Annotated in this window: 17 protein-coding genes; 12 read left to right on the top strand and 5 right to left on the bottom strand. The window is 68.2% G+C overall.

All coding sequences use genetic code 11. From position 1 onward, the window contains the following. Positions 1-4: 4 nt before the first annotated feature. Positions 5-175, top strand: coding sequence for a DUF885 family protein (locus M6444_RS23055; protein ID WP_363326407.1), 171 nt, complete (start codon positions 5-7; stop codon positions 173-175). A 4-nt stretch (positions 176-179) separates the two neighbouring features. Next, on the top strand, positions 180-914 hold the full coding sequence (locus M6444_RS16865; RefSeq protein WP_298329995.1) for an HAD family hydrolase: 735 nt from the start codon (positions 180-182) through the stop codon (positions 912-914). On the opposite strand, the gene M6444_RS16860 is transcribed toward M6444_RS16865, so the two are convergent. Continuing rightward, the gene (locus tag M6444_RS16860) at positions 906-2,750 is read right to left on the bottom strand and encodes a beta-propeller domain-containing protein (RefSeq protein ID WP_298329998.1); all 1,845 of its coding nucleotides are present in this window, start codon (positions 2,748-2,750) and stop codon (positions 906-908) included. The genes M6444_RS16865 and M6444_RS16860 overlap by 9 nt on opposite strands. Before the next feature lie 152 nt (positions 2,751-2,902). Next, positions 2,903-4,159, bottom strand: a complete 1,257-nt coding sequence (locus tag M6444_RS16855) for a D-arabinono-1,4-lactone oxidase (protein ID WP_298329992.1) — start codon at positions 4,157-4,159, stop codon at positions 2,903-2,905. 55 nt (positions 4,160-4,214) lie between these two features. Between M6444_RS16855 and M6444_RS16850 the strand changes: the two genes are divergently transcribed. From M6444_RS16850 to M6444_RS16835, 4 genes are all read left to right on the top strand, one after another. Then, positions 4,215-5,150, top strand: a complete 936-nt coding sequence (locus M6444_RS16850; RefSeq protein WP_298329989.1) for a DMT family transporter — start codon at positions 4,215-4,217, stop codon at positions 5,148-5,150. A gap of 4 nt (positions 5,151-5,154) precedes the next feature. Continuing rightward, the gene (locus M6444_RS16845) at positions 5,155-5,808 is read left to right on the top strand and encodes a DNA methyltransferase (protein ID WP_298329987.1); all 654 of its coding nucleotides are present in this window, start codon (positions 5,155-5,157) and stop codon (positions 5,806-5,808) included. Positions 5,809-5,886: 78 nt separating this feature from the next. After that, positions 5,887-6,618 carry an NYN domain-containing protein gene (locus M6444_RS16840; protein WP_298329983.1) on the top strand — a complete coding sequence of 244 codons (732 nt, stop codon included), beginning with the start codon at positions 5,887-5,889 and terminating at the stop codon, positions 6,616-6,618. Positions 6,619-7,090: 472 nt separating this feature from the next. Continuing rightward, positions 7,091-7,897: an SGNH/GDSL hydrolase family protein gene (locus M6444_RS16835; protein WP_298329980.1), complete on the top strand. Its 807-nt coding sequence runs from the start codon at positions 7,091-7,093 to the stop codon at positions 7,895-7,897. 24 nt (positions 7,898-7,921) lie between these two features. Here M6444_RS16835 and M6444_RS16830 read toward each other — a convergent pair whose 3' ends face one another. Both M6444_RS16830 and M6444_RS16825 read right to left on the bottom strand, forming a co-directional pair. Then, positions 7,922-9,508: an MFS transporter gene (locus M6444_RS16830; RefSeq protein WP_298329977.1), complete on the bottom strand. Its 1,587-nt coding sequence runs from the start codon at positions 9,506-9,508 to the stop codon at positions 7,922-7,924. Between the two features lie 54 nt (positions 9,509-9,562). Beyond that, the gene (locus M6444_RS16825) at positions 9,563-10,255 is read right to left on the bottom strand and encodes a GntR family transcriptional regulator (RefSeq protein WP_298329974.1); all 693 of its coding nucleotides are present in this window, start codon (positions 10,253-10,255) and stop codon (positions 9,563-9,565) included. A gap of 193 nt (positions 10,256-10,448) precedes the next feature. Here M6444_RS16825 and M6444_RS16820 point away from each other — a divergent pair, with 193 nt between their 5' ends. The 6 genes from M6444_RS16820 to M6444_RS16795 are packed head-to-tail and all read left to right on the top strand — an operon-like array spanning position 10,449 to position 16,601. Next, entirely contained in the window at positions 10,449-11,261 is an 813-nt protein-coding gene (locus tag M6444_RS16820) for an ABC transporter permease (protein ID WP_298329971.1), read from the top strand. After that, positions 11,258-12,076, top strand: coding sequence for an ABC transporter ATP-binding protein (locus tag M6444_RS16815; protein ID WP_298329969.1), 819 nt, complete (start codon positions 11,258-11,260; stop codon positions 12,074-12,076). The genes M6444_RS16820 and M6444_RS16815 overlap by 4 nt, the downstream gene beginning before the upstream one ends. Next, positions 12,073-13,113, top strand: a complete 1,041-nt coding sequence (locus M6444_RS16810; protein WP_298329965.1) for an ABC transporter substrate-binding protein — start codon at positions 12,073-12,075, stop codon at positions 13,111-13,113. Before M6444_RS16815 ends, M6444_RS16810 begins: the two co-directional genes overlap by 4 nt. Next, positions 13,110-13,997, top strand: coding sequence for an NAD(P)-dependent oxidoreductase (locus M6444_RS16805; RefSeq protein ID WP_298329961.1), 888 nt, complete (start codon positions 13,110-13,112; stop codon positions 13,995-13,997). Before M6444_RS16810 ends, M6444_RS16805 begins: the two co-directional genes overlap by 4 nt. Next, positions 13,994-15,151, top strand: coding sequence for a mandelate racemase/muconate lactonizing enzyme family protein (locus M6444_RS16800; protein WP_298329958.1), 1,158 nt, complete (start codon positions 13,994-13,996; stop codon positions 15,149-15,151). Before M6444_RS16805 ends, M6444_RS16800 begins: the two co-directional genes overlap by 4 nt. Further along, on the top strand, positions 15,144-16,601 hold the full coding sequence (locus M6444_RS16795) for an aldehyde dehydrogenase family protein (RefSeq protein WP_298329955.1): 1,458 nt from the start codon (positions 15,144-15,146) through the stop codon (positions 16,599-16,601). The genes M6444_RS16800 and M6444_RS16795 overlap by 8 nt, the downstream gene beginning before the upstream one ends. Positions 16,602-16,606: 5 nt before the next feature. Here M6444_RS16795 and M6444_RS16790 read toward each other — a convergent pair. After that, the coding region (locus M6444_RS16790) for a hypothetical protein (RefSeq protein WP_298329952.1) at positions 16,607-17,633 on the bottom strand (1,027 nt) is incomplete at its 5' end.

The raw sequence follows: 17,633 nt of genomic DNA, 5'->3' as shown, positions 1-17,633 counted from the left end.
GCGGCTGGAGATCCAGCGCATCCGGGCCGAGGCGGCGAAGGCGCTGGGGGACCGGTTCGACACCGGCGCCTTTCACGACGTCGTCCTGCTCAACGGGTTGCTGCCGCTGAACGTGCTCGACGAGGTCGTCCGCGACTGGGTGGACGAGCAGGTCGGCCAAGTGCAGCGTGGGTGACCGGGTGGCTGAACTCGCGGCGGTGGCCTTCGACCTCGACGACACGCTGTTCGACCACTCCGGCGCCTCTCGCCGGGCGGTGGGCGCCTGGCTACCGACGCTGGGCGGGCAGTACTCACCGGAGATGGTGGACGCGTGGTTCGTCGCCGAGCGCACACACTTCCCCGCCTGGCGCGACGGGCACGTGAGCTTCGCTGAGCAACGCCGTCGCCGGTTGCGCGACATGCTCGACCTGCTCGGCCTTCCCTCGCGTCCCGACGATGCCCTCGACGCGCTGTTCGCCGATTACCTCGACGTCTATCGGCAGCTGTGGACCGCGTTCGACGACGTCGAGGCTGCTATCGAGGTCGTGGCCGCACAGGGGTTGCGCATCGGCGTACTGACCAACGGACCCGACGATCTCCAGCGGGCCAAGATCGCTGCGATCGGCCTGACGGACCGGCTCGGGCCGGTCCTGGCTGCCGACGTTCTCGGGGTGGCCAAACCGCACCCGGGGGCGTATGCCGGTTTGTGTGCCGCCCTCGGCCTCGGGCCGGCGAGCGTGCTCTATGTCGGTGATGATCACGAGCTGGATGTCGTTGCTGCACGGTCGGCTGGACTTCATGCGGTCCACCTCGACCGTCGCGGCGTCGGACTCGAGCCTGAGCGAACCCGGATCACCAGCCTGCGCGAGCTCGCCCCGCATCTGACGCTGCGCGCGTCCCCTGCAGGGACGACGGATCGATGCCCGTCAGCGTAGGTCGAGCCAGCCGCGCTCACCGAGTCCGTCCAGGTCGTTCGCTTGCAGGCCGTCCTCCCAGCGGGTGTACAGCGTGTCGCCGATCACCAGTGACCGCGACACCATGGCGTAGGGCGCCTGCGGGGCGTTTTCGCTGCGCGTGATGACGCCGTGCTCGGTGATCGAATCGCCGCCGACGTCGAGCACCAAGGCGCCGCCAGCGTCGTTGTTGTGCATCGGAACGACCAGAGCGCCAGTGTCGGCCCAGTACAGGAATGCGTGCGGATCCCATTCCGCCTGAGTCCACGCATCCGGGACGACGTGACCGTCGATCTTCGTCGGCACCGCCGGGTCGCTCACGTCGAACAACGACACCTGAGCTCCGATCCTGCGGCCCTCGGTGGTCGCCTCTTGGCCGACGCCGATGAGCCGGCCGTCCCCGAGGTGGTGCAGGTAAGCCGAGTAGCCGGTGATCTTCAGCTCGCCGCTGACCGTCGGTGCCGTCGGATCGGACAGGTCGAGGACGTAGAGCGGGTCGACCTGGCGGAACGTCACGACGTACCCCGTCGTGCCGAAGTAGCGCACGGCGTAGATCTCCTCGCTCCGGCCGAGGCCGCCGACGGCGCCGATCTGGACGAGTTCGTCGCCGCGCTGTTCGAGCGTGATCAGGCTGCTCTCGGTGGTTTCACGGTCCGGGCCGACGCGCTGTGTCGTGGCCACCCGCAGGATGTCGTCGTGCTCGGACATCGCGTACGGACCGATGATCCGCCCCTTGACCTCACCGGAGGCCAGGTAGCCGGCGGCGTCGTCGCCGGAGATGTCGAAGGCGTGGATTCCCGTGGTCTGGTCCGGCGGCGGGCCGGGCGCCACGCCCGCTGCGTCGGGGGTGTCCAGCGGTACCGGCTCGCCCCATCGGTTCGTCGCGACATAGAGGCGGTCCGTGCTGGCGTAGACCGTGTTGGCGTCGGTCAGCACGCCCACGGCGTCGCCGTCCGACAGTCCGGCCGGGTCGAGGGTCAGCACGCTCAGCGTTGAGAACCCGGCGAAGTCGTCGGGACGGCTGAGGTCTTCGCACCCGACGAGTTGGCCGGAGCTTTCGTCGTCGTTGGTGGTGAGGTGGTACGAGGGCAACCAGTCCTCGATCGTGGACTCCCGGATGACCTTGCGGTTCATCGCGGTCAACTCGTCCAGGTCGTGCCGGTTGATGCCGTCGGGGTACTCGAATGGGAGGTCAGGCTCGGACCGGACGACCAGGCGCACCGTGTCGTCAGTCATGCGCGCGTCGACATACTCGCCGTCCACCTTCAGGGATGACTCGACCTCCGGTCGCCTCGGATCGGACAGGTCGACGAGCAAGACCGACATCGCCGGTTGCCACCATGCCGCCGCGACCGGCGCATCACTGGCGACGCTACTGCTGCTGTTGGCCGTGTCCTCCACACCCGCGTAGGGGACCATCGATGTCCCGCGGACCAGCACGACGACATGATCGCCGGACAGCAGCAGCTCGGCCTCGACGTGCGAAACCCCGTCCTCGGCCAGCGGCAGGCGGGCGATCTCGCGCGGCGAGCCGCCGCCGGCGTCGATCACCCGCAACGAACCTGCCGCAGTCGTCACGATCAGCTCGCCGTCGGTCTTGACGACGTCGGGCTCGTCGACCCCGATCTCCTGCACGTTCGTGGTGGAATGCGCCGAGCCGGCAGCCCCCGAGGGGGCGGCGTCGGACTCGGCCGTACCCTGCAGCGGCTCGACCAGTAGCGACCCTTGGCGCAGTCCCCACGGCCCGACTCGGTCCAACGCCTCGGACTTGAGGTGATCGAGCACCTCGTCGCAGGCGTCGAAGGACGACAGACCCATGGTGACCACAGGCGGGTCCGCGTCGTCATCTGCATCAGAAGAACAGCCGGTGATGAGGCCAACTGCGACAAGACCGGCAAACCACCGTCTCATGCACCTGAGACGCCGCTGCCGCCGTCGCGGTTCCGTGCCCTGCGCACATCGCCGGTGGCTCACCCCACGAGGTGGTCGACGAACGCGTTGCCGAACACCCCGTCGGGGTCCATGTCGCGCCGCAGCGAACGGAAATCGGCGAGGCGGGGGAACAGCGCCGGCATCGTCTCGGCCGGCAGCGTGAACAGCTTGCCCCAGTGCGGGCGGGCGTCGAACGGCTCCAGCTGTCGTTCGATCGAACGGACCACGGGCAGTACGCCGGCGGTGTCGTTCACCCAGGTGAAGTGCAGCCCGACGACGTCGCAGGCGTAGGCAGGGCTGAGCCACAGGTCGTCAGCGGCGACCGTACGGATCTCACAGATCTGCAGCACCGGGGCGATCCGCTCACGGATGCTGTCCAAAGCGCGCAGCGCGTCCACGGCGGCAGCGCGCGGAACCAAGAACTCCGACTGCACTTCGTCGCCGTTGCTGGGCGTGAAACCGGCGCGGAAATGTGGGAGCCGATCGAACCAGGGCCCGGCGACTCCGAGCTGTTCGGTGCAATTGGCGGCGGGCATGCCCGGCACCGGATGGTGCGGCGTGTCGGCGCGGGTCGCGCCCATCCACGTCACCGGGGCCCGGACGTCCGGCTCGTCCACGCGACGTTTGAGCCACCCGGTGAGGCTCGGCGCCGACCAGTCGGTGAACACACTCACGCTGTACGCACTGGCGAAGATCTCGTCGAAATTCTGCTCGAGAGTGGCGCGGTCGAGGCCTTCGTACACGTCCTGACGGATGTCGAACGACGGCACGAGATCAAGGGTCACGGCCACGACGATGCCCAGCGCCCCCAGCGCCACGACCATGCCGGGGAACCGGGCCGGATCGGATTCCCGGCTCACGGTGATCAGCTCGCCGTCGGCGGTGACCAGCTGCAGTGCGGACACCGATGCGGCCAGGTTGCGGTTTGCATCGCCCGACCCGTGCGTCGCGGTGGCGACAGCGCCGGCGATCGAGATGTGCGGTAGCGAGCCCAGGTTGTGCACGGCATAGCCGTGTTCGTGAACCTGCTGGGACACCTCGCCGTAGGTCATTCCGGCCGGCACGGTCACGGCTGGGCGAGCGTGGTCGAACGTGACGGTCTTCGGTAGGCCGTCCAGCCGGACGAGGTCGCCGTCGGTGTCGGCCACCCTGCTGAACGAGTGTCGACTACCCAGCGCGCGCAGGCGTGTGCCGGCACGGACGAGTTCACGCACCTCGTCGACGCTGGCCGGACGGTGGATCTGGCGAGCGGCGTAGGTGAGGGAACCGGCCCAGTTGCTGTGTTCGGCATGCACGAGCAGGAGGATATTTCGTCGCCGGCCGAACTCTCGGGACCGTACCGTCGACGGCATGGGTATCGAGACGGTTCACACCGGTGACGGCAGATCGCGACTGCGGTCGTACCTCCCGTTGGGAGCGGCCCTCGTCACGGTCGTGCTCTGGGCGTCGGCGTTCGTGGCGATCCGGCATCTCGGGTCGGACGTGTCACCGGGTGCGCTCACGCTGGGGCGGCTGCTGGTGGGCAGCGCGGTGCTCGGCGCGTTGCTGATCTCGCGGCCCCGGCGGTGGCCGACACGACGCGACTGGCCTCCGCTCCTGGTGGTCGGACTGCTGTGGTTCGGCGTCTACAACGTCGCGCTGAACGCCGGTGAGCAGCGCGTGGATGCGGGCACGGCTTCCATGCTGGTCAACGTGGGCCCGATCATCGTCGCCGTGCTGGCGGCGATCTTTCTCGGTGAGGGGTTCCCGCGGCGGGTGCTCGGCGGGACCGTGGTCGGTTTCGCCGGGGTCGTGATCATCGCGTTGTCGACGTCGCCGAGCGGGCAGAACGACATGTGGGGCGTGGTGCTGTGCGTCGTGGCCGCGGCCTCCGCAGCGGTCAGCATGATCGCGCAGAAGCCGCTCGTGGGTCGGCTGCCGGCGTTGGAGGTGACGTGCCTGGCCTGCACCATCGGCGCGGTGGCGTGTCTGCCGTTCGCGCCGGAGCTGATCCGTGACGTCGACGCAGCCGGCGGATCGGTGATCGTCTGGATCGTCTACCTGGGCGCCTTCCCCACGGCGGTGGCGTTCACGACATGGGCCTACGCGCTGGCCCGCAGCACCGCCGGACGGCTGGCCTCGACCATCTATCTGGTGCCGCCCATCACGATCGTCTTGGGCTGGGCGCTGCTCGATGAGATTCCGCCGCTGGCCGCGCTCGGCGGCGGCGCGCTGTGCCTGCTGGGTGTGGCGGTGTCCCGGACTAAGGGGCGACGGCGCGAGCCGCGGGCGCGTCCAGCAGGATGAAGACATGAGACCGTGGCTGCACCAGTGGAGTGCCGACCTGGTGAAGGAACGCTACGTCGATGCCGACGAGGACGTCCATTTCACCCGAAGCCTCGCCCGCACCGTCATCGAAGAGTTCACGACACCCGGACAGACGGTGCTCGACCCGTTCGCCGGCTACGGGACGACGTTGGTCGTCGCCGACGAACTGGGACGGCGCGCGGTGGGCATCGAGTTTCTCGCCGAGCGAGTCGAGATGATCCGCGAACGCCTGGAGGGTGCCGGTGAGGTGATCCACGGCGATGCCCGCCGGGTGAGTGAGCTGGTGTCCGGGCCCATCGACTTGTGCTTCACCTCGCCGCCGTACATGCCGGCGGTGGATCATCCGGAGAACGCACTCAACGCCTACGAGACCACCGACGGGCATTACCCGACGTACCTGAGGGAGCTCGGGGACGTGTTCGGCCAGGTGGCCGGGTTACTGCGCCCCGGCGGGCACGCGGTGATCAACGTCGGCAACATGCAGGACGACGGCGTCGTCACCACCCTGGCGTGGGACCTGGCGCGTGAGGTGTCGGAGCACTTGCGCTTCGTGCGTGAGGTCTTCCTGTGCTGGGACGAGCAGCCGGAGTGGTTGACCGGGGACTACCTCCTGGTGTTTCAGCGTCCGCCGGAGTGACGTAGGTTCACCCTGCGGTACCGGCGGGCACGGCATTCGTCCGTTGGCCAGAACGATCATCGCCTGTATCGTCTGTTCATGCGGGTGGGCCTCTACGTTGACGGGTTCAATGCCTACTACGGCGCTCGAGCAATGTGTGGACACAACAAGCCGGGCTGGCGCTGGCTGGACTTGCCGAGACTGGCCATGGACCTCGTCAATCCGACACGCTGGCCGGACGCAGAGTTGGCGCGATTCGCCTATTGCACAGCCCCCAGGGGCCGTGGGCGAAGTAGGAAGTCGGCCGATCAAGAGAACTATATTGCGGCGCTGAAGCACGCTTATCCCGGCGCGGTTGTGCCACTCGGGTCCTATGTCGCCCGCACCAAGACCGGGATCTTGGTGAACATTGACGACCCCAGCAGCCGTGTCTCTCCGGATGCTGGTCCACTTCCCTCGTGGTTCCCCGCGCATGAGACACGACAGAACCAAGGGCGACTCGAATTGCTTGTGTCGGTCAGTGCCTTCGAGGAGAAGGGATCGGACGTCAACGTGGCGGCACACATGTTGCTCGACATTCTCGATGATCAGATTGATGCGGCGATCGTCATCTCGAACGACAGTGATCTGGCGTTTCCCCTTTCGGCAGCGCGACAACGGATCCCAGTCGGTACCGTGAACCCGACAGGATCAAGCACGCCACGGGCCTTGCAAGGCGACGCCTCCGGTGGGGTTGGCCAACACTGGTGGCGCCGACTCGCGGCGCCGGACTTCTTCGCCCACCAGTTGCCGAAGCCCTCGGGGCCACATGCTTGCCCCAGCGACTGGTGATCTGTCGCGGACGTCACCTTGCAACGGCTTGACGCTCCGAGCAGCTGCGAGTTATGTTCGATGCATATCCCCCGGGCCTCCTCGCGAGGACCCGGGCTTTTTTTGGCGCTACGTGCGGGACGGTTCACGGGCGGCGTTGAGCTGGGTGTTACTGGCTGGCTTCGAGTCGAGCGAACCTAGCGAATCGAACCGAAGAACGCGTGCAACTCGTCCGCCCGCAGGTCCGGTTGCTCCAGGGGCATGAAGTGACCGCCCCGGTCGGGCACATACCAACGCCGGATGTCGGTGCAGGCGCGGCGAGCCCTGCCAGTGAGTCGATCAACGCCGCTGCGATGATGTCGGCCGGCGGGTGGATCGTATGGATGTGGTGTTTCAGCGTCCGCCGGAGTGACGTAGCGGGCGGCCAACGGGTTGCGCTTTGCGGGAAAAGATACTATTTAATAGTTATTTCCCGACGAGAGGGAGTGCCCCGGTGACCAGGACCGCCTCGAACCGCACTCTGGTGACGTCCATGCTGCTGATGCTGACCGTGCTCATCGCTACGGTCGGCGTGGCGGGGGCGCACGCTCGAACTGACCGCGACTCGGCGACCGAGCCGATGGGAGCCGGCGCACTGCCGGATCAGGACGCCGACGTGCGTGAGCTGTTCGCCGAGCTCACCAAGGAGTGGCCGGACAACCGGAGCATCAACGTCGTCTTCCACGGCCACAGTGTTCCGGCGGGCTATCACCAGACGCCGGAGGTCAAGCCGTTCGAGTCCTACCCGTTCATGGTCTACCGAGGGCTGAACGAACGCTTCCCGACCGCGGTGGTGAACACCATCACGACCGCGATCGGCGGTGAGAACTCCATGCAGGGAGCGCAGCGGTTCCGTCGCGACGTCCTGCGGCACAAGCCGGACCTGGTCTTCATCGACTACGCCATCAACGACACCAATCTCACCCCGGCCCAGGTAGAGCGGGCATGGCGCATCATGATCAAGGCGGCTCGCCAGCAGCACGTCCCGGTGGTGCTGGTGACGCCCACCGGCACCGTGCCGCACGACCTGGGCGATCCGGCCGACCCGCTGAGCATCCGCGCTGAGCTGATCAGAGAACTCGGCCGCGAGTACGACCTCCCGGTGGCCGACGTCAGTGCGCAGTGGCAGGCAGCCCTGGACGCAGGGACGCCGAAGGAGTCGTTGCTGAGCCACTACTACCACCCCAACGAGGCGGGGCATGACCTCGCGGCCACCGAGATCCTGAGCACCATCGACGACATGCGCGCGGAGGTGAGCTGACCTCCAGAGGTTGAGGGGACGTTCTCAGGCTCCGGATGTCTCTGACGTGCCACGCCGTGCGCGGGAGATTTGCACAGCACGGACGACGGCGTCGATCAGCAGCACGAACAGCCAGATCCGCCCAGTGCCGTAGACGAGTCCGGCCACCTTCTCATGGTCGGCCGAACCGCCGCTGAGCAGCAGCCGTACCGGATCGTCCGTGGTGAGGAGGTCCTGGATCCACGACAGGTCGAGGAACAGCAGCACGATCTGCGCGACGGTGAACAACAGGGCATGCGCGCCCAGATCCGCCAGCAAGGCACGGGGTGACTTCGGCTGCCCGGAGGCCTGTTCCGCTCGGTCGTCGTCATCGGCGTCTGCGTCGAGTGGTTGGGACGCCGGCTCCGGTTCGGGTTCCGGTTCGGGTTGCGATGGCGCCGTGGGCGGAGGCGGTGGGAAGTTCTGCACGCCGAGCACCCGGACGGCGCGAGGCATGATGACGACGCCGCAGAGGATGATGACGGCGGCGACCAAGCACGCGGTGGTCCACGAACTGGTGTCGTAGAGCAGCCCTGCCGCCAGTGCGCCGACCGCCCCGCCGACCAGGGCGGCAGCCTCGTACAGGCCCATGCCCCGGCCGGTCCGCTCGCCTGACGCCTCGGCGATGACGGCCTCCTGGACCGGCATCACCGCAGCCCACGCGGCCCCGCTGAGGATCCACAGGCCGGCGATGACCACAGGGTTCGGTGCCCACGCCAAGCTCGCCGCGAACGACGCGCTGGCCACTGATGCCGACGCCAGGACGCGGGTGCGCCCGTAGCGCACGACGAGCCGATGCACGTACTCCGGCAGGACGCTCATCACGATGGCGCCGGGCAGGAAGACGTAGGCGACCTCGACCACCTCCAGGTCGAACCCGCGTTGAAGGTGGAGCAACAGCAGCATGGCGACGACGCCCTCGGCCGTCATCGTGACCGCGACAGCCACGAGCATCGGGCGGAGTCTGCGACCCAGCCCGCCGAAGCGCGTCGCTGCCGCGTCGGCGCCACCATGAGCGTCGCGGGCCATTGGTCGCCGCGGGCTGAGAGCGAGCACACCGGCGGCAGCGAAACATGCCGCCGCGCAGCCGAGGAAGACGCCGGTGAAGTCGATGACGTTGAGCAGCATCATCGCGGAGACGAAGGCCACCCACGTGCCGGTCTCGCGGGAGGCCATGAGCCGGGGGTACACGCCGGAGTCGTCAGCGAGCCGTTCGCCGACGATGGCCCGGACCGACACCCACAGCAGGGCACCACCGACGCCGCTGAGGGCTGCGGCGACGTAGGCCGTCGAGATCGAGTCCGCGAGCGCGTACCCGCAACAGGCCAGGCCGTACAGCAGGGCCCCGGTCGCGGCGACGAGCTTGCGCTCGCGGGTATCAGCCAGGACGCCGGCCAGCGGCCGGACGAGGACCGACACCGCCATTTCGAGCGCTACCAGCATGCCCACTTCGGTGGCGCTGACACCCAGGCTGATGCCTGCCCACAGCGGCAGAATGAAGTCGATGAGCTCGGCGGGACCGTTGGTCAGCGCCGAAGCCACGAGCGTCTTCTCTTCCCGGCGTTTGGCGCGGTGCACCGAGGTCGGAGACATGCCGGTACGGTACTTCGACTCGCCGGAAGGAACTTCAGCCGTACCCGTTGGCCGCTACGCTCCCTGCTCGCTGATCTCGGGCTGTTCCCTTGCCTCGGCGGCCTGTGCGGCGACCAGATCGCGCAGGAGCCGCGAGATGTGGGAGCGACCGGCCGCCTCGGCGAGCGCGGAGTCGCGAGATTCGAGGCTGTCGACGATGCGCCGGTGTTCGGCCAGTGCTTGCGGCATCCCGCCCGGCGATCGGTGTGTGGTGTACATGGCCAGGCGGACCTGCTGCTGGAGCCGTTCGAGCTGGCCGGTCAGCGTGGCGTTGCCCGCGATCTCGTGGATGCGCCGATGGAAGCGCACGTCGAGCTCGTAGTGCTGCTCGACGTCGCCGGCCTCGACCGCCGCGGCATGCTCGGCGATGAGCGAGCGCAGCTCGGCGATCTCGGTGTCGGTGATCTGCGTGGCAGCCAGTCGGGCCGCCAGGCCCTCGAGGACCTCGCGGATCTCGTAGATCTCCGCGAGGGACGTGGAGTCGACGTTCGCGACGACCGCGCCGCGGTTCGGTTCGAAGTGGGCGAGGCCCTCGTGGGTGATGCGGGCGATGGCTTCGCGCGCCGGGCTGCGGCTGACGCCGAGCCGCTCGGCCAGCATCGGCACGGACAGGCGAGTGCCGGGCGGGAGCTCGTGGGTGATGATCGCGTGCTTCAGTGTGGCGTAGGCCTGGGCGGCGAGCCCGACCCCCCGGTCCGCGGTCTCCATGTACTCCCCTCTCGCGAAGATGCATGCATTCTAGCAGAGGCAGACCATCGAGCATTACATGAACATGCAGGTTAACGCCGCAACGAGTCGCCAGTTGCCGGTGATGACATGGACGCTCTAGACGAGATTACATGCAACATGTAACGTCGCCCCTGCGGATCGCCGAACCGCCGGAGGCAGGAGTGAGTCACTGATGACCACCGTCACCACACCGTCGAGCACGAGCCGGGGCCGGGTCGCCCTGGCGAACACCTCCAGCCGGATCGGGCTGGGGATACTCGGTGCGATCATCGCGGTCCTCGCCTGGTACGCCGTCGCGTTGTCGGGCATCGTCTCGGGTGAAGGCGTTCCACGCCCGGACGAGGTCGTGCGGACCGGCTGGGTCATGATCACCGAGCAGGACCTGATCTTCGACCTGCGCGTCAGCATGACCAGGGTGACCATCGGTGTCGCCGTCGGCTGTGTCGCCGCGCTTCCGATCGGTTACCTGCTGGCGTGGTACGCGCCGCTACGGGCCATGGCCGAGCCCCTGGTCAACTTCTTCCGCGCATTGCCGCCCATCGCGTTGGTGCCGCTGGTGATCGTCTACTTCGGTATCGGTGAGGGCGCGCGGATCTCCATCCTCATCTATGCGTCGTTCTTCGCCGGTGTCGTGGTGTTGTACGAGGGCATCTCGGCCATCGACCCGCTGCTGATCCGGGCGGCCCGCGTGCTCGGGGCCAATCGATGGGAAGTGTTCTCACGCACCGTGGTCTTCGCCTCGATTCCGCACTTCTTCACCGCGATCCGGGTGGCCCTCGGCGTTTCGTGGGCCACGGTCGTCGCAGCCGAACTGGTCGCCGCGCAACGCGGTCTCGGCACGGTGATCAACGACGCCGCGTCGTTCTACCGGATCCCCGACATGTACGTCGGTATCGCGATGATCGGGTTCACCGCGCTCGTCATGGACCTGATCTTGCGCTTGGCCCAACGCCGCCTGACCGGATGGCAGGAGAAGTCCCGATGACCTCCATTGTCGACACCTCACCCGACCGTTCCCAGACCATCGCCTACCAGGGCATCGGCAAGCACTACGAGCGCGGCGGTGAACGCCTGCAAGTGCTGAAGGACTGCACCTTCGAGATACCGACCGGCGAGTTCGTCTCCGTCATCGGTCCGTCCGGGTGCGGCAAGACCACGCTGCTCAACATGGCCGCCGGGTTCACCCGGCCCGACGACGGCTCGGTGCGGGTGGGCGATACGGAAGTGGACGGGCCCAGCCCGTCGCGCGGCGTCGTCTTCCAGCAGTACGCCATCTTCCCGTGGCTCACCGTCGCGAAGAACATCGAGTACGGCCTCACGTTGCGGGCCAACAAACGCCCGCGGTCCGAGCGCCGAGAGATCGTCCAGCGCTACGTCGAGCTCATGGGGCTCGGCGGCTTCGAGAAGGCTTACCCCAAGGAACTCTCCGGCGGTATGCGCCAGCGTGTAGCGATTGCTCGTGCCTATGCGACGGACCCGTCGGTGCTGCTCATGGACGAACCCTTCGCCGCGCTCGACGCGCAGACGCGTGAGTTCATGCAGGAGATGTTGCACGAGACCGTCTTGCAGGAACGCCGCACGGCGTTGTTCGTGACTCACAGTGTGGAGGAGGCGATCTTCCTGTCCACCAAGGTGGTCGTGCTGAGCACCAGGCCGTCGCGCGTCCGCGAGGTGGTCGACATCCCGCTGCCGATGCCGCGTACCGCCGAGTCCCGGTTGACGAAGGAGTTCGTCGACCTCCGCGGGCACCTCGAGCACCTGCTGCGAACGCCCACCACCGACGCCGGGAGGACCACATGAGCCGCCGATTCGCCGTCCGCGGCCCCGTCGTCGCCGCCGTGATCGCCGCCGTCACCGTCGCAGGCTGTGCGCTCGAAGACAGCGGCCCCAGCACCAGCTCCGACGGGCTCGACGTCATCAAGGTCGGCTATCTGCACACCGTCGCCGTCGACTCGCATCTGTGGCTCGGCCTGGAACGCGGGACGTTCGAGGAACACGGCCTGAAGATCGAGCCGGTGAAGTTCGACACGGGTATCGCCGAAAGCCAGGCGCTGTCCGGCGGCTCGATCGACGTCGCCATCATGGGAGCGGTGCTGTCCAACTTCCCGGCGCAGGGCAACGGGAAGGTCGTGCTCACCAACGACGTCGAGTTCGACACCGCGCAGCTGTGGGCCGACCCGAGCAAGGGCATCAGGTCGGTGAAGGACCTCGAAGGCCAGCGGATCATCACCGCGACCGGGACGACCGCCCACGTCTACCTCCACAACGCGCTGGTCGCCAACGGCGTCGATCCGGACTCGGTCAACATCATCAACGCCGACATGCCTTCCGCGGTGACGGCGTTCGTCTCCGGGCAGGTTCCCGCGGTCGCCCTGTGGGTGCCGTTCGACCAGACCGTGCAGAAAGAGTTCCCGGAGGCCGAGCTCGTCGACTCGGCCAAGTCGTACTACCCGGAGGCGGCCATTCTCGGTGGCTGGGTGGCGAACAACGACTTCCACCGGTCCAACCGCGAGATCCTCGACAAGCTGGCAGCGGCCTGGCTGGACATCAACCACGAGCTGGTGTCGAACCCCGAGGAGTCGATGACCGTCGTGCACGAGGCCGCGTACGCGCAGGACCAGGAGTTGGCCGAGACGTTGCGCCAGTTCAGCTTCGAAGAGGTCTATTCGAACGAGGAGTGGGCGCAGCAGTTCGAGTCCGGCGAGGTCGAGCGGTGGATCGGGCAAGTGGAAGAGATCTTCGTCGAAGTCGGCGGGATCAAGGAGTACGTGGATCCGGGAGAGTTCGTCGATGCCGACATCTTCCTGGACGCCTACAACGAATGGTCGGAGGAATGACGAACGTGCGTATCGCAGTGCTCGGGCTCGGCACCATGGGCGGGCGGTCAGCCGCCGCCTGCGTCGAGGCAGGATTCGACGTCACCGGGTTCGACCCGTCGCAGGCCGCGCGCGACCAGGCCGCGCAGGCGGGGGTGCGCACCTTCGACCACGGGCGCGACGCCCTCGGCGGTGCCGGCGTGGTGCTGATCTCGGTGCCGCGACCCGAGCACGTCGACGAACTGGTCCGCGACGTGCTGGTGCATGCCGACGAGCGAACGATCGTCGCCGACCTGTCCACGATCGATCCGGAGACGGCCCGGGCCGCGGCGACGACGCTGGCCGGGCACGGCGTGCAGTACGTGGACGCCCCCGTGCTGGGCCGGCCGGACAAGTGCGGCCAGTGGACGCTGGTCGCCGGCGGCCCCACCGAGCCGATCAGCCAGATCACCCCGGTGCTCGAAGCGACGGTGGCCAAAGCCGTGCTGCGGGTGGGCGACACCGGCGCGGGATCAGTGGTCAAGATCGTCAACAACTTGATGTTCGGCGCCATCAACGCGATCACCGCCGAGGCGCTCACCTTGGTCGCCCACAACGACGTCGACCCGAAGGTGTTCATCGACGCCGTCGCCGGGTCGGGCGCGGCCACCGTGTCCAACCTGTTCAAGGAGATCGCGCCGCGAATGGCCGCCGGTGACGACGAACCGGCGTTCGCACTCGACCTGCTGGCCAAGGACAACCGGCTCGCCCTGGATCTTGCCGCGGCGTCCGGCTCGCCCGCTCCATTGGCGCACGTCATCGATCAGGTCAACACCGCCGGACTCCAGCAGGGGCTCGGCAGCCGCGACAGCGGCGCGCTCTACCGGGCGTATGCGTCTCTCCCCGCTGCGGCGGGCGCGCAGTGACCGGCGGCGACACGCTGGCGATCGACCGGATCCGGGTGTCCATCCTGTCGACGCCCATCGACGACGCCGTGCCGATGTCGTTCGGGCGGCTGAACGATCGCCGCGTCTGCCTGGTCGAGATCAGCGCCGGCGGCCTCACCGGCATCGGCGAGAGCTGGATCAACCATCCCGCCTGGTCGCACGCCGAACGGATCGCCACCCTGTGCGAAGGCGTCGCGCCGCACCTGTTCGGGCGCGACGCGCTCGACCCCGAAGGAACGCTCGACGCCCTCGCCGCCATCTTGGTGCCGGTGGGCCGGCAAGCCGGCGCGATCGGCCCGATCTGGCAGGCGCTCAGCGGCGTCGACATCGCCTTGTGGGACCTGACCGGCCGGGCTCGCGGGCTGCCGGTTCATCAGCTTCTGGCCGGCGCCGACCTGGGTCGGCGGATTCCGGCATACGCCAGCGGTGTCGGACCGACGGACGTCGAGGCGTTGTGCGAGCGTGCGCTCACGGCCGGATTCACGGCGGTCAAGACCAAGATCGGGTTCGGGGCGGCGGCCGACGACGACATCGTGCGCCGCACCCGCGAGCTGGTCGGGCCCGATGTTCAGGTCTTCGCCGACGCCAACCAGGCGTGGTCGCTCGACGAGGCGTTGCGCGCCGCTGACCGGCTCGCCCGGTACGACGTCGCGTGGCTGGAGGAGCCGTTGTCCGGCGACGGGCTCGCGGACCTCGAGAAGTTCGCCGCCGAGTGCGAGATGCCGGTCGCGACCGGCGAGAACGTGTACGGCCAGGACGTCTTCGCCGCGTACGTCGATTCCGGCGCCGTCTCGCTGATCCAGCCCGACCTGGCGAAATCCGGCGGCTTCACCGTCGGGCGCCAGGTCGTCGAACGGGCCCGGACACGCGGCGTGCGGGTGGCGCCGCACTGCTACTCCAGCGCCGTCGGACTCGCGGCGTCGGTCCACTTGGGCGCCGCCTATGACATCGTCGACTGGATCGAGATGGACGTGCGAGCGAACCCGCTGCGAACACAGTTGCTGGCCGAACCGTTGTCGTGGCACGAGGGGACCGTGGCCGCGCCCGCAACGCCCGGACTTGGTATCGACCTGGACCAGGCGGCGTTGCAGCAGTTCCGAACCCGATCGAAGGAGATGACCGCGCATGACTGACACCGTCGCCGCCACTGACCTCAATCCGTTCCTGCCGCGTCCCGGAACGGCTACCGCAGGGGCGCGCATCGGCGGAGTCGACGTGGCCGGCGAGCCCCACGATCTTCCCGAGCCGGCCACGGGCGAGGTGTTGGCGGTGACCGGATGGGTCGACGCCGACGTCGCACGGGACGCGGCCGCTCGGGCCCGTGGCGCGGCCGCCGGGTGGGCCGCGACGCCGCCGCGCGAGCGGGCCGCGGCGCTGCGCCGGATCGCCGACTCGTTGCGTGAGCAGCAAGACGACCTCGGTGCGCTCATCGCTGCCGAGTCGGGCAAGCGGCTCGAGGAGGCCCGCGGCGAGGTGGGATTCTCGGCGCAGTACTTCGACTGGTTCGCCGACGCGGCCACCATGCCGCGCGACGAAGGGTTCGTCACCGCCCTGCGCCGGTTCACCGTGACGCGCCGGCCCGTGGGGGTGGTCGCGGCGATCAGTCCCTGGAACTTCCCGCTGTCCATTCCGGCCCGCAAGGTTGCTGCAGCGCTGGCCGCGGGATGCCCGGTGGTCCAGAAGGCCTCGGAGCTCACCCCGTTGACGAGCCTGGCGTTCACCCGGCTGTGTGAGCCACACCTGCCGGCCGACGTCCTCAGCGTCGTAGTCGGGGACGGTGAAGTGCTCACCACCGCACTCGTCGACAGCCCGGACGTCAACGCCGTCACGTTCACCGGCTCGACGCGAGTCGGCTCCGCCGTCGCGCAGCGCGCGATGCGGTCGCTGACCCGGGTGACCCTGGAACTGGGTGGGAAGGCGCCGTTCATCGTCACCGAAGATGCCGACCCGCAGGTCGCTCTCGACGCCTTGATGGTCGCGAAGTTCCGCAACAACGGCGCCTCGTGCATCGCCGCGAACAACGTCTTCGTGCACGAGGCGCACTATCCGGACTTCATCGAGGCGCTGCGGGCCCGCATCAGCGGACTGGCCACCGGCGATCCGACCGACCCCGGCACCGACGTGGGGCCGATGCTGCGGCGCAGTCATGTCGAGCGCCTCGATCACCTGGTCGAGACGGCCGAGTCCGACGGTTGCCGGGTCGACCGCGCGCCGTTGCCGGACTCGCCGGGGTTCTTCGTCGCCCCCGCGTTGGTGGAGGTCACGTCGGACACCGTCTTGTGGAACGAGGAGATCTTCGGCCCGGTCTGCGCGGTGCGGCCCTACACCGACGAGGGCGCCGTGGTCGCCGAGGTGAACTCGTGGCGCACCGGATTGGGCGGGTACGTGATGTCGGCCGACGCCGAGCACGCGGCGCAACTGTCGGCGCGCCTGGCCATCGGCATCGTCGGGATCAACAACGGCGCACCCAACACGCCGGAGGTGCCTTTCGGCGGGATCGGCAACGCCGGGATCGGCCGCGAAGGTGGTCTGGTCGGCATGCTGGAGTTCACCGAGCAGCACACCGTCTCGTACGGGCGGTGAGCCGCTCAGGAACGTTGCGCTGAGGTCTCGCTCTCGCGCTGATCCTCGCTGTGCTCGGACTGGCGTTCTTGTTCGCGCTGAGCCCGGCGTTCGTGCTCGCGGTAGCTGTAGGCCGCTTGGCGGACCTTCGCTTCGCTGTCGAAGCTCGAGCCGAGCGCGCCGGCGATACCGGCAGCGGAGCTGGCCAGCCAGGCGATGTTCGCGTAGGTCCCGAATCCGACGCCCCCGCCGACGTAGGTGCTCAGGACCGCATCGTCCAGGATGAGCCACGCTGCGGCGAACAGCATGATCAACAGGGCGACGTACATGCACAGCATGCCGATGGCCAGCGTCAGCACGGTGGAGGCGTTGAACAGCCGGACTTCGTAGCGTTCGTGGGGAAGGTCGGCGCGTCTCGGGCTCTCCCACAAACCGTGGCGAATGATCAGCCAGCTCACCAGGACGGTCAGTGAGGACAGGGTGGCCAGACTCAACCGGACCGGGCCGAGCTGGTTACTGAGTTCCCACAGTGTGCTGCTGAGCAGATAGAAAGCGCTGAAAGCCAGCGAACCAGCTGTCGCGCCGGTGAGGCCGAAAGCCACCAGCCAGGGTTGATTGCTGCGGACCATCCCGACGAGCATGCGTTGCGTTCCACGCGACGCGGTGATGCGGAGGTCGATGTTCTCGGCGTCGTCCGGGGTGACCCGGTCGAAGCGGCCGCTCAACCAGCGCTGCGGCCGTCGGCGGCTCTTCATGCTGGGCTGGAAGTCGACGGAGACGTCGTGTCCCAAGAGCTCGGCGATCAGCTGGACGACGACGCGGGAAACCGGGCGCTGCAATCGCATCACACCGAAGGCCGGCAGTGACACCACCGCGGTACCACGGTCCATGCTGGCCTCGGCGACGACCGAGCGCCGCCCGCTGCGCATGGGTAGGTCGGTGATGCAGATCGTCAGGTCCCAGCCACGTTCGCGGAGCCGCTCCTGACCGACATCGAACATGGACGCGTGGCCGTACTTGCCGGCGGGCAACGGTTCGTGCGAGGCCCGGACC

This window comes from Haloactinopolyspora sp. (genome assembly GCF_027324685.1).
Lineage (GTDB): Bacteria > Actinomycetota > Actinomycetes > Jiangellales > Jiangellaceae > Haloactinopolyspora.
The sequence above is the reverse complement of the archived record's forward strand: the minus strand, read 5'-3'. Positions and strand labels throughout refer to the sequence as shown.